The sequence below is a fragment of the Pseudomonas sp. MM227 genome (genome assembly GCF_947090715.1).
Taxonomy (GTDB): Bacteria; Pseudomonadota; Gammaproteobacteria; order Pseudomonadales; family Pseudomonadaceae; genus Aquipseudomonas; species Aquipseudomonas baltica.
Genome location: NZ_OX352319.1, coordinates 1,215,189 through 1,227,490, shown reverse-complemented (window position 1 = coordinate 1,227,490; position 12,302 = coordinate 1,215,189). Strand labels below are relative to the sequence as shown.

The 12,302-nt window shown below is 65.0% G+C and carries 9 protein-coding genes, 4 tRNA genes and 1 pseudogene; 10 read left to right on the top strand and 4 right to left on the bottom strand.

What is annotated here, in order from left to right; translation table 11 throughout:
* Positions 1-26: 26 nt before the first annotated feature.
* The 10 genes and pseudogenes from ONG87_RS05530 to ONG87_RS05485 all read left to right on the top strand — a co-directional run bounded on the left by ONG87_RS05530 (position 27) and on the right by ONG87_RS05485 (position 11,407).
* Positions 27-821, top strand: a complete 795-nt coding sequence (locus tag ONG87_RS05530) for a class II aldolase/adducin family protein (RefSeq protein ID WP_192049845.1) — start codon at positions 27-29, stop codon at positions 819-821.
* A 76-nt stretch (positions 822-897) separates the two neighbouring features.
* Positions 898-1,659: pseudogene (locus tag ONG87_RS05525) on the top strand (ABC transporter permease); the annotation flags it as partial.
* Positions 1,660-1,663: 4 nt separating this feature from the next.
* Entirely contained in the window at positions 1,664-2,455 is a 792-nt protein-coding gene (locus ONG87_RS05520; protein ID WP_192053751.1) for an ABC transporter ATP-binding protein, read from the top strand.
* A 163-nt stretch (positions 2,456-2,618) separates the two neighbouring features.
* Positions 2,619-4,271 (top strand): ABC transporter substrate-binding protein, encoded by a 1,653-nt coding sequence (locus ONG87_RS05515; RefSeq protein WP_264382362.1) that lies wholly within the window; start codon positions 2,619-2,621, stop codon positions 4,269-4,271.
* Positions 4,268-5,227, top strand: a complete 960-nt coding sequence (locus ONG87_RS05510; protein ID WP_192175626.1) for an ABC transporter permease — start codon at positions 4,268-4,270, stop codon at positions 5,225-5,227. Before ONG87_RS05515 ends, ONG87_RS05510 begins: the two co-directional genes overlap by 4 nt.
* Positions 5,228-5,247: 20 nt before the next feature.
* Entirely contained in the window at positions 5,248-6,204 is a 957-nt protein-coding gene (locus tag ONG87_RS05505; protein ID WP_192175625.1) for an ABC transporter permease, read from the top strand.
* Positions 6,201-7,820 carry an ABC transporter ATP-binding protein gene (locus ONG87_RS05500; protein ID WP_264382361.1) on the top strand — a complete coding sequence of 540 codons (1,620 nt, stop codon included), beginning with the start codon at positions 6,201-6,203 and terminating at the stop codon, positions 7,818-7,820. The genes ONG87_RS05505 and ONG87_RS05500 overlap by 4 nt, the downstream gene beginning before the upstream one ends.
* Before the next feature lie 333 nt (positions 7,821-8,153).
* Complete coding sequence (locus tag ONG87_RS05495) at positions 8,154-9,131, top strand: ABC transporter substrate-binding protein (RefSeq protein ID WP_264382360.1); 978 nt, start codon at positions 8,154-8,156, stop codon at positions 9,129-9,131.
* Positions 9,132-9,143: 12 nt separating this feature from the next.
* The gene (locus ONG87_RS05490; protein WP_264382359.1) at positions 9,144-10,478 is read left to right on the top strand and encodes an LLM class flavin-dependent oxidoreductase; all 1,335 of its coding nucleotides are present in this window, start codon (positions 9,144-9,146) and stop codon (positions 10,476-10,478) included.
* Positions 10,479-10,540: 62 nt separating this feature from the next.
* Entirely contained in the window at positions 10,541-11,407 is an 867-nt protein-coding gene (locus ONG87_RS05485; protein WP_264382358.1) for a TauD/TfdA family dioxygenase, read from the top strand.
* A 149-nt stretch (positions 11,408-11,556) separates the two neighbouring features.
* Here ONG87_RS05485 and ONG87_RS05480 read toward each other — a convergent pair.
* From ONG87_RS05480 to ONG87_RS05465, 4 genes are all read right to left on the bottom strand, one after another.
* Positions 11,557-11,632: transfer RNA gene (locus ONG87_RS05480), tRNA-Gly, on the bottom strand.
* 3 nt (positions 11,633-11,635) lie between these two features.
* A tRNA-Glu gene (locus tag ONG87_RS05475) sits at positions 11,636-11,711 on the bottom strand.
* Positions 11,712-11,814: 103 nt separating this feature from the next.
* A tRNA-Gly gene (locus tag ONG87_RS05470) sits at positions 11,815-11,890 on the bottom strand.
* 2 nt (positions 11,891-11,892) lie between these two features.
* A tRNA-Glu gene (locus ONG87_RS05465) sits at positions 11,893-11,968 on the bottom strand.
* Positions 11,969-12,302: the final 334 nt, after the last annotated feature.

Below are 12,302 nucleotides of genomic sequence, written 5' to 3'. Positions count from 1 at the left end.
CACGCACGTTTTTCAGGAGAGACCCGATGACTTCGTTGTCCGTTCTGCACGATTCCACGCCCACGCTGCGCCAGCGTGTCACGCCGCAGGAATGGGAGGTGCGCGTCAAGCTTGCGGCTGCCTATCGCATCGCCGCGCAGTTGCGCTGGACCGATCATATCTATACGCATTTCTCGGCCCGCGTGCCGGGTGATCAGGAACACTTCCTGATAAACGCCTTCGGCCTGCTATTCGATGAAATCACCGCGTCCAATCTGGTCAAGGTGGATATCGACGGTGAGCTGATCGACGATCCGCTGGGTCTGGGCATCAACCACGCAGGCTACGTGATCCACAGCGCCATCCACCGCGCACGTCCCGACCTCAAAGCGGTGCTGCACACCCATACCCGCGATGGTGCGGCAGTGTCGGCCCAGCGCAACGGCTTGCTGCCGCTGTCCCAGCACGCGCTGCTCTACTACAGCCGCGTGGCCTACCACGGTTATGAAGGCATCGCGCTGGATCTGGACGAACAGACGCGCCTGGTCCGCAACCTGGGCAACAGCAACATCCTCATCCTGCGCAACCACGGCCTGTTGACCGGAGGCGTCAGTGTCGAGCACGCCTTCCGCGAACTGCATGGTCTGGAGCGCGCCTGCAACATCCAGATCGCCGCCCAGGCCGGCGGCAATGCCGAGCTGCTGCTGGCACCGCAGGCGGCCATCGACAAGGTGCACCAGCAGTCCGCCAGTGCAGCCAGCGGCGACAACCCCAAGATCCAACTGCACTGGGACGCCTTGATCCGTCAACTGGACCGCGAGGGCCAAGACTATGCCACCTGAAATCGCCTCTGCGCCGATCGCCAGAGCGCCCATCCACATGCTCGAAGTCACCCCCAGCGCACCCCGCCGCGGCGTGCGCGTGCCAGGCTTCGTGCTCAGGCTGCTGAGCCCGCTGGCGATCCTGGTGCTCTGGGAGCTGGCCTCGCGGGTCGGGCTGATCCCGCCGCGTATCATCGCCGCGCCGTCGAGCATCGGTGTGACGTTCTGGGCGCTGACCATCAGCGGCGAGCTCCCGGCGCATCTGCTGATATCCCTGCAGCGCGCGGTGTCGGGCCTGGCCATTGGTGTGTTCATCGGCACCGTCGCGGCCCTGCTCACCGGCCTTTCGCGGCGTGGCGAAGTGCTGCTCGACTCACCCATGCAGATGCTGCGCACCGTACCCTCACTGGCGCTGGTGCCACTGTTCATTCTGTGGTTCGGCATCGGCGAATTCACCAAGGTCGCGCTGATCGTCATGGGCACCACCTTTCCGGTGTACCTGAACCTGTTCGCCGGCATCCGCAGCATCGACCCCAAGCTGATCGAAGCCGGCAACACCCTGGGGCTGAACCGTCGCGAACTGGTCTGGCACGTGATATTGCCCGGCGCGCTGCCGTCGTTCTTCGTCGGCCTGCGCTATTCGCTGGCGATCTCCTGGCTGGCGCTGGTGTTCGTCGAGCAGATCAACGCCACCTCCGGCATCGGCTTCCTGGCCAGCGACGCGCGCGACTTCATGCGCACCGACATCATCGTCATCTGCCTGCTGGTGTACAGCCTGCTGGGGCTGCTGATCGACGGCATCATCCGCGCCCTGGAGCACTATGCCCTGGCCTGGCGCCCCTCCTTCGTGAAGAGCTGATCCCATGACCGCACACAACGTCACCCGCCCGTTGCACCCACAACCCGCCGTCAGCCTGCAGAACGTGGTGCGTCAGTTCGGCGCCAACCGCGTCATCGACGGCTTGAACCTGGACATCGCGCCCGGCGAGTTCGTTGCCCTGCTGGGCGCCAGCGGCTCGGGCAAGACCACCCTGCTGCGCTCGCTGGCCGGGCTCGACCCGATCGAAGGTGGCCGGCTGCTGGTGCCCGCGGCCCGCTCGGCGGTGTTCCAGGAACCGCGGCTGATGCCGTGGAAGCGCGTGTGGAAGAACGTGACCTTGGGCGTGCGCACCCCCCAGGCCCGCGAGCGTGCGGTCAAGGCCCTGACCGAAGTGGGTTTGGCGCATCGGCTCGATGCCTTTCCCGCCACCTTGTCCGGGGGTGAAGCCCAGCGCGTGGCATTGGCCCGCAGCCTGGTGCGCGAGCCTCGCCTGCTGCTGCTGGACGAACCGTTCGCCGCTCTCGATGCGCTGACCCGCATTCGCATGCATCAGTTGATCATCGACCTGTGGCGTGCCCACGGGCCTGCAGTGCTGCTGGTCACCCACGATGTCGAGGAAGCGATCCTGCTGGCCGATCGCATCATCGTGCTCAAGAACGGGCGCATTGCCGAAGCGCTGCCCATTGGCCTGGATCGCCCTCGGGAAAAAGGCACACCGGCCTTCAATGCCATTCGCCGACGCCTGTTGGGGCTGCTGGGCGTGGAAGCCGGCCCGCCTCAGGTGGCCGATGGACCCTTGCCGCAAGCCAACAGACCACGAGCGCTCGCTACCTGAATCGAAGTGGGGCCATTCGCGGGCAGAGCCCCGCTCCCACAGAGAACTTGCCGCCCGCCCCGTTCCCACAGGCACCACCAACCTCTGTGGGAGCGGGGCTCTGCCCGCGAAGGCCCGCACCCCAAACCCAAGCCGATCACAGCACTACAAAGGACAGTCACCCATGCCCCACCCAACCCACCCATCGGCTTCGAACCTGCCCCAACGCCCCCGCCTGCTGGCACTGGGCATACTGCTCGCAGCACTGGCGGGCTGCTCGCCCTCGGCCCCCGAACACGCCGACAAGACCCTCAAGATCGCCTTCTTCGGCGACAACACCACCCTGGTCAGCGTCGACCCGTTCCAGGTCTATTGGCTGGAACATCGCGTGCTGCTGCGCAACGTCGCCGAATCACTGACCGACCAGGACCCGGACACCGGCAAGATCATTCCCTGGCTGGCCAAGAGCTGGGACATCAGCGACGATGCCTTGAGCTACACCTTCCAACTGCGTGAAGACGTCACCTTCAGCAACGGCGAGCGCTTCGACGCCCACGCCGTCAAGGCCGCGTTCGACAGCGACAAGGCATTCGCCCAGGAGCTGCCGGCGACCTTCGGCGCAACCTACCTGGCCGGCTACGACCATGCCGAAGTGCTCGACGACTTCACCGTCAAACTGGTGCTGTCACGACCCAACGCCGGCTTCCTCCAGGCCACGTCCACCACCAACCTGGCAATTCTTGCACCGGCCTCCTACCAGTTGACCGCCAAGCAGCGCTCGCTCGGCCAGATCATCGGCACCGGGCCGTTCGCGCTCGAGCACTACACGCCGGAGAGCGGCGCCCGACTGACCCGTCGACCGGGCTACCACTGGGCGTCGGCGAACATGAAGAACAAGGCCGACGCCCATCTGGATACCGTGGAAATCAGCTACATCGCCGAGGAAAGCGTACGCAACGGATTGTTCCTGCAGGGCAAGGTCGATGTGCTGTGGCCGCGCAACCCGTTCTCGGAAGTCGACCTCAAGCTGTACCAGAGCAAGGGCGCTACCATTCAGAGCCGCGCCTTGCCCGGCCCCGCGTTGAACCTCTACCCCAACACCCGCAACGGCCGTGTACTGGCCGACAGGAAAGTGCGCCAGGCACTGCTAAAGGCCATCGACCGCAAGAGCTACGCCAGCACCGTGTACAACGCCGATTTCCCCGTCGTCGACGGTGTGTACGACAGCACCACGCCGTACTTCAAGGCCCAGGGCGCCAAGCTTGGCTACGACGCTGTCGGCGCCGCACGCTTGCTGGACGAGGCAGGCTGGGCACCGGCTGCCGATGGCTATCGACACAAGGACGGCAAGCGCCTGAGCCTGGCCTACAACATCAACGGCAGTGAAACGGCCGGCGATGTGCTGGTGCAGGATCAACTGCGCAAGGTGGGTATCGACCTGAAACTCAATGTGGTGACCCGCGCCGAATGGACCGCCGCCAATGCCCAGGGCAACTACGACCTGACGTCCACCTACATGACCCGCGCCGATCCGATCATTCTGCAGACCATTCTCGATCCGCGCAGCGCCAACAGCTCGACCCTGGCCACCAATATCTACGAACCGGCGACCCTGAACCGGGCCACCGCGCTGTTCGACGCTGGCATCACTGCCACTCGAGCCGAGCAACGCGCCAAGGCCTACGGCGATCTGCAGGACCTGCTGGTGGACGAGGCCTCGGCCATCCCGATCTACGAGCGTGTCTGGCAGGCAGCCACGGCGGCTCGGGTGAAGAACTTCCACTGGACCGCAGAAGGCTTCGCCTTCCTCGGTGACATCGAGGTCGGCACGCCATGAACCGTTACCTGCTGGGGCGTGTCGGCCAGGCGCTGCTGGTGCTGTGGGGCGCCTACACCATCACCTACTTCATCCTCTACCTGCTGCCCGGCGATACGCTGTCGATCATGCTCAGCGCCTCGGGCCTGGAAGTCGATGCGCTGTCGCCGGCGGACCTGGCCAAGGCACGTGCCTACTACGGACTGGATCGCGGCCTGTTCGAGCAGTACGGGCATCTGCTCTGGCGGGCCCTGCACGGTGACTTCGGTCAGTCGCTGTCGCTCAACCGGCCCGTGACTGCGCTGCTGGCCGAGCGCCTGCCACAAACCCTGACCCTGGCCGGGTCGGCCATCGTGCTGTCGTTGATCGGCGGCATAGGCCTGGCCTACCTGACCGCCTACGTGCGCTGGCAACCCCTGCAATCGGCCCTGGCGCGCCTGCCGTCGCTGGGGTTCTCGGTGCCGGTATTCTGGCTGGGCCTGCTACTGATCCAGGTGTTTGCCTTCGGCCTGGGCTGGTTCCCCGCCACCGGCAGTCAGGGCCTGGACAGCCTGGTGCTGCCGGCCATCACCCTGGCGATCCCCAGCGCGGCGGTGTATGCCCAGGTGCTGCAACGCGGATTTCAGCACGTGTGGCGCGAGCCCTACATCACCACGGCCTACGCCAAGGGTCTGAGCCGCGCCCAGGTGCAGTATCGCCACGGCCTGAAGAACGCGGCGCTGCCGATTCTCACGCTGTTCGGCCTGCAGGTCGGCAACACCGTGTCGGGTGCGGTGCTGGTGGAAACCATCTTCAGCCGCAACGGTGTCGGGCGCCTGGCCCAGGAAGCGGTACTGCGCCAGGACATTCCGGTGGTGCTGGCGATCGTCGCCATCTCCGCGGCCGCTTTCGTGGTGGTGAACCTGTTGGTGGACCTGCTCTACCCGATGTTCGACCCCCGTATCACCCACGCGCCCCGTGCGCCCAGTGCGGCCTAGGCCTGCCAAGGATTCCGCTCATGCCTTCATCCAACGCCGTGCACAACCTCGACCGTCGGTTCGGCTCGCCGTCGATACAACGCTTGCCGGCTACGACGCCATCCCCGCCATTGCCAGTGGAGGCCACCACGCCATGGCGACGGCGCAATCGCTGGTCACGCCTGCTCAGCGCTTCACGTCCCCTGTTGCGCCGGCCCGGCTTCATGCTGGCCGCGCTGGTAGTCGCCTTTGCTTTGCTGGCTGCGCTGGCACCGGGCGTGCTGAGCGGCTTCGACCCCAATGCCACGGCGCCGCTGGCCAAGCTCACCGCGCCCAACGCCACCCACTGGTTCGGCACCGACGAGCTGGGCCGCGACCTGTATACCCGCGTGATCCACGGCGCCAGCCTGTCGATTCAGGCAGCGCTGCTGGCGGTTGGCCTGGCCCTGCTCGGCGGCTTGAGCCTGGGCGTGCTGTCGGGGTTCGCCGGGGGCCGCGTGGATGCGCTGATCATGCGCGTGATCGACGTGCTGCTGGCCCTGCCTGGCTTGCTGCTGGCCCTGGCCATCGTCACCGCCATCGGCTTCGGCACCTTGCCGGTAGCCCTCGCCGTGGGTGTAGGGATCATTCCCGGTTTTGCCCGCACCACCCGCGCCGAGGTGTTGCGGGTGAAGACCCTGCCCTACGTGGAGGCCGCCCGCTTGGGTGGCGCGAGCTGGTTGCAGACGTTGTGGCGTCACATCCTGCCCAACGCCTGGGGGCCGGTCGCCGTGCTCGCCACCCTGGACTTCGGCGCCGCCATTCTGGCCACCGCAGGCCTCAGCTTCCTGGGTTTCGGCGCCGCGCCACCGGCGCCGGAATGGGGCACGCTGATCGCCACCGGACGGCATTTTCTGATCACCGCGCCATGGGTGGCGCTGTTGCCCGGCGCCTTTGTCGTGGCGGTGGTGTTCAGCCTCAATCACCTGGCCCGCACCCTTGAAGAGATCAAGCGATGAACGCGCTCATTGAAGTACACAACCTGGGCATCGCCTACCGCCAGGGCGCGCAGCACACCCAGGCGGTGACGGATGTATCGTTCAGCCTGGCCCAGGGCGAGACCCTGGCCATCGTCGGAGAATCGGGCTCGGGCAAGACCACTGTGGCCAACGCTATCCTCGGCTTGCTGCCTTACAGCGCCGTGCTGACCGCCGGTCGGCTGGTGGTGGCCGGGCAGGACCTGAGCCAGGCCAGCGAACGCGTCAAGCGCCAACTGCGCGGCCGCACCATCGGCCTGGTGCCTCAAGACCCGATGGTCAGCCTCAACCCCACCCAGCGCATCGGCGTGCAGATCGCCGAGGCTCTGGTGCTGGCCAGAGGTGGGCGCTACCGCGGGGTGGACAACGATGTCGGCGAGCTGCTCGCCCAGGTCGGCCTGGACAACCCGACGCTGCGCGCCCGGCAGTACCCTCACGAGCTCTCCGGCGGCATGCGTCAACGCGTGCTGATCGCCATCGCGCTGGCCGGCAACCCGCGCTTGATCATCGCCGATGAGCCGACCAGTGCGCTGGATGTGACCGTGCAGCAGCGGATTCTCGATCATCTCGAGGGGCTGGTGCGCGAGCGTGGCATCTCGTTGCTGATCATCACCCACGACCTGGGCGTGGCCGCCGACCGCGCTGACCGGGTGCTGGTGATGAAGTCCGGGACGCTGGTCGAGCACGGCACGCCGCAGCAGGTACTGGCCAAGCCGACCCAGCCTTACACCCGCGCCTTGATCGCCGCCGCGCCAGCCTTCGCCGAGCCCCGCGCACCGCGCGCTGCGGCTGCGCCAGGGCAACCGCCGCTGCTGGCGCTGACTGCGGTGAACAAGCATTACCGGCTGCCACGGGTCCGTGGCCAGGCCGACCGCTTCCAGGCGCTGGCCGATGTCAGCTTCAAGGTCTGCGCCGGGCAGACCCTGGGCATCGTCGGCGAATCCGGGTCGGGCAAAAGTACGGCGTTGCGCATTGCCCTGGGGCTGGAGAAAGCCGACAGCGGCCGCATCGAGTTTGCCGAGCAGGACGTGACCGATTTCGGCTGGCGACAATTCCGGCCGCTGCGTCGGCGCATGCAACTGGTGCAGCAGAACCCGTTCGCAGCGCTGGACCCGCGCTTGTCGATCTTCGACAGCATCGTCGAACCTCTCGTCTCGTTCGGCCTGGCCCGAGGGGCGGAGCTCGATCGGGCTGCGCGTGAATTGATCGAACGGGTGCATCTGCCGGCCCACTTCCTCGACCGCTTGCCCAGGGAGCTGTCCGGCGGCCAGCGCCAGCGTGTGGCCATCGCCCGGGCCCTGGCACTGCAGCCCGACCTTCTGTTGCTGGACGAGCCGGTGTCGGCCCTGGACGTTTCGGTGCAGCGGCAGATCCTGGATCTGCTCGACGAGCTGCAACGCGAGCTGGGCATCGCCTACGTCATCGTCTCTCATGACCTGGCAGTGATTGCCAACGTCGCCGATGAGGTGCTGGTCATGCGCCAGGGCCGCATCGTCGACCAGGGCCCCACTGCGCAGCTGTTCAACCATCCGGGGAATGCCTACACCCAGGCCCTGCTGGACGCCGTCCCCGGCAAGCGCCAACGCGCCCTGGCCTGAGCCACGTCATCCCAGCGCCCATTCGCGGCCACGGACCGCTCCTACAATACTCCGCGCAATCCCCGTAGGAGCGGTCATCGGCCGCGAAGAAAGCACCGCGGTACGCCTGAACGACCGGAGCGCCCCTTCGCGGCCACAGACCGCTCCTACGAGACAGACCCATACAAAAATATGCTAGCTACGCATATTGCCATAACCTAAGAATTCATAAAAAGAATAATTAACTTAGAACTAAATGTCATTTCACAGCGCCTCGTTAGAGCTTTAGCTTGAATGCAGACCGACCCCTCGCCTGGTGGAGGTAACTCAATCCCTCTTCAGGAGTCGCTGTCCATGACCCGTTCCCGTGTCCTTACTTTCGTCCTGGCCGTCGGGCTGCTGGCCACCGGCCCCCTGGCCTGGGCCGACAAGCTCGAACCATTGCGCGTTGCCAATCAGAAATCCACCCTGAAGCTGCTGCTTACCGCGGCCGGAGAGCTCAAGAACGTTCCCTACCCCATCGAGTTCTCGGAATTCGCGGCCGCCGCGCCGCTGGGCGAAGCGTTGAACGCCGGCGCGGTGGACGTGGGTTATCTGGGCGATGCGCCTTACGTCTTCGCGCTGGGTTCCGGTGCTCCGCTCAAGGCCGTCAGCATCACCCATTTCGAAGGCCGCTACACCACGTCCATTCTGGTCCCCAAAGACTCGCCCCTGCAATCGGTCGCCGACCTCAAGGGCAAGCGCGTCGTCACCAACCGTGGCTCCATCGGGCACTTCCTTGTGATCAAGGCGCTGCGCGACGCAGGCCTGAAGACGTCCGACATCACCTTCGTCAACCTGCTGCCCAGCGATGCCCAAGGCGCCCTGCAGTCCGGCGACGCCGACGCCTGGTCGACCTGGGACCCCTACACCACCATTGCGCTGAACCAAGGCAACGCCCGCATCCTGCGCAAGGGCACCGACCTGCTGACCAACAACACCTACCTGGTCGCCACCGAGCAAGCCACCAAGACCAAGCGCGCGCAGGTCGAGGACTTCGTCGTGCGCCTGGAGCGTGCCTACCAATGGGCCAACACCCACCACGACGAGTTCGCCGCAGCCCAGGCCCAGGTCACCCGCCTGCCCCTGGCGGTGCACCTGGCCTCGGTCAACGAGACCCGCTACACCCGCGCCGAGATCACCGACGCGGTGATCGCCGACCTGCAGCAAACCGCCGACATCTATCTGGAGGAAGGCGTGCTGGCCCAGCCGGTCAAGGTTGCCCAAGGTTTCGACAAGCATTTCAACGCCTACCGTGCACCCACCCAAACCCCACTGGCCAGCGCGCCATAACAGGAGATTCCCATGAGCACACGACAACTGAAACTGGGCGCCATGATCCACGGTGTGGGGCACGGCTGGGGCGAGTGGCGCCATCCGCAGGCGTTGGCCGACGCCAGCACCAACTTGCGCTACTACCAACAGCAGGCGCGGCTGGCCGAAGCGGCGCGCTTCGACTTCGCCTTCATCGCCGACAGCCTGCATATCCACGAACGCTCGAGCCCGCATTACCTCAATCGCTTCGAGCCCCTGACCCTGCTCTCGGCGCTGGCCGCCACTACCGAGCACATCGGCCTGGTGGCTACCATCACGGTCAGCTACACCGAGCCCTACCAGGTGGCGCGGCAATTGGCTTCGCTCGACCACATCAGTGGCGGGCGAGCCGGCTGGAACGTGGTCACCTCCTGGCTGTCCGGCACCGCCGACAACTTCAGCAAGGCCGAGCACCCGCCCCATGCCGTTCGCTACCGCATCGCCCGGGAGCACGTGGATGTGGTCAAGGGGCTGTGGGATTCCTGGGAAGACGACGCCTTTACCCGCAACAAGGCCACCGGCGAGTTTTTCGACCGCAGCAAGCTGCACGCGCTGAACCATCAGGGCGAATTCTTCCAGGTCAAGGGACCGCTGAACATCGCCCGCTCGCGCCAGGGTCAACCGGTGATTTTCCAGGCCGGCGTTTCCGAGGACGGCCGCAACTTCGCCGCGCAGAATGCCGATGCGATCTTCTGCCGGCACGAGTCGTTCACCGAGTCGCACGCCTATTACCAGGACCTCAAGCAACGTGCGGCGAAGGCCGGTCGCAACCCGGACAAACTGTTCATCCTGCCCGGCATCAGCCCGATCGTGGGCCGGGACCGCGACGAGGTCGAGCGCCGCTATCAGGAAGCTGCAGACCTGGTGGGCATCGAAGACGCCATCGTCGCCCTCGGCCGCCCGTTCAATGACTACAACTTCAACGGGCACGACCTGGACGCGGCCTTCCCCGATCTGGGCGACCTGGGCGCCAACAGCCACAAGGGCACGTCCGAGCGTATCAAGCTCGTTGCCCGTGAAGAGAACCTGACCTTGCGCCAAGTGGCGCTGCGCTTCGCCAAGCCCGACCGGGATTTCGTCGGCCTGCCAGAAGAAGTCGCCGACGCGGTGCAAGCCTGGTTCGAGGGTCACGCCGCCGATGGCTTCATCATCAACTCGCTGTTGCCCAACGGCCTTGAATACTTCACCCGCTACGTGGTGCCGATCCTTCAGCAACGCGGCCTGTTGCGCACCGAGTACCCCGGCCTGACTTTGCGCGACAACCTCGGCCTCGAGGTGCCGGCCAATCGCAACGCAACCGCGCGCCGCAACGAAGAAGTGGCCTGAATTCCCTTTCCCCACCCGCCGTGGCCGTGGGCTCCGGCACTCGATTGCAAAGGACATCTGCCATGTTTGCCGAAAAAATACCGCGCCCTGCCACGGCGATCCGCGCCACTGCGCTGGAGCCGACCATCGGCGCGCAGATCGAGGGCGTGGATCTGCGACGCCCACTCGACGCGCACGCCCGTGATGAAATACGTGCCTTGCTGCTCAAGCACAAAGTGTTGTTCTTCCGTGACCAGCACATCGATACCGCCCAGCAATTGGCGTTCGCCCGTCAGTTCGGCGAGCTGTACCACCATCCGACCACCCAGAAGCAAGACCACGAGCGTCCCAACGCCCACCTGATTCTGGGAAGTGAAGCCCGTGACCGTTATGGCGATGCGCGCAAGGGGCGCTGGCATACCGATACCAGCTGGATGCTCAAGCCGACCTTCGGCGCCGTGCTGCGAGCGGTGTCGCTGCCCGAAACCGGCGGCGACACGCTCTGGGCCGACACCGGCCTGGTCTACCGTAGCCTGCCGGCGGCCCTGCGCGAGCGCATCGACAATGCCTTCGTCACCCACAACTTCAAACCCGCGCTGGACAAGGTCGGCTACAACTACCCGATCCTCGCGCACCCGCTGGTGCGTACGCATCCGGAGACGGGCGAAGATGCGTTGTTCATCAACTTTTCGATGTCACCGCAAATTCTGGGTCTGTCACTGGAAGAAAGCCGCGAGATCGTCGGCCTGTTGCTCAAGGAAGTGAGCAACCCGGAGTACCAGGTGCGTTTCAAGTGGCAAGCCGGAGATGTAGCGTTCTGGGACAACCGTGGGGCATTGCATTACCCGGTGTACAACTACGGTGATTTCCCGCGGGCAATGGAACGGGTATTGATTGCCGACGACGACATCCCCCATCGGCGCCGGGTTCAGCCTGACAGCCCGCAGTGAACCCTTCGCGGCCGATGACCGCTCCTACGGTCGGCGCGCTACTGCGCAGGAGCGGTCATCGGCCGCGAAAGGCACGCCACGGTGCATGACTCATAAACCACACACGAACAAAAACGCCGCTCATCTCTGAGCGGCGTTTTCATTGAATTTGGAGCGGGAAACGAGACTCGAACTCGCGACCCCGACCTTGGCAAGGTCGTGCTCTACCAACTGAGCTATTCCCGCAAATGGCGTCCCCTAGGGGACTCGAACCCCTGTTACCGCCGTGAAAGGGCGGTGTCCTAGGCCACTAGACGAAGGGGACACGCTGACCGGAACACATGGTGTGTATTCCGGCGCCCAGACCCATGTCCGAAGACTGGATGCTGGTTTCACTCAGTGCCGCCCTAAGGCCACACTGCTTAAACTGGAGCGGGAAACGAGACTCGAACTCGCGACCCCGACCTTGGCAAGGTCGTGCTCTACCAACTGAGCTATTCCCGCAATGGCGTCCCCTAGGGGACTCGAACCCCTGTTACCGCCGTGAAAGGGCGGTGTCCTAGGCCACTAGACGAAGGGGACACGCTACAACTTCACTTCCTGCCGCGCTTCGCTGTGTGCTTTACGCTGCAAGTGGCGCGCATTCTATGGATGCTTTCGAGGGTCGTCAACCCCCTGTTATAAATTTATTTAAATCAATGACTTCACCGTGCTTTGCGGGCCAGCCGGGCGTGCTGATGAAGCAGCGAGACACGTGGACATGAATAAGCTTTTGACAGCAGTAATAGCACAAAGCCATAGTTGCGACGGACAGCGCTGGTACCTCTATAAATGCGTTGCAGCGTGTTGTGCTATCGGTGTCGGCAGACCGGCCCTACACTTCAACCTCACTCAACCTCACTCAACCTCGAGAGCT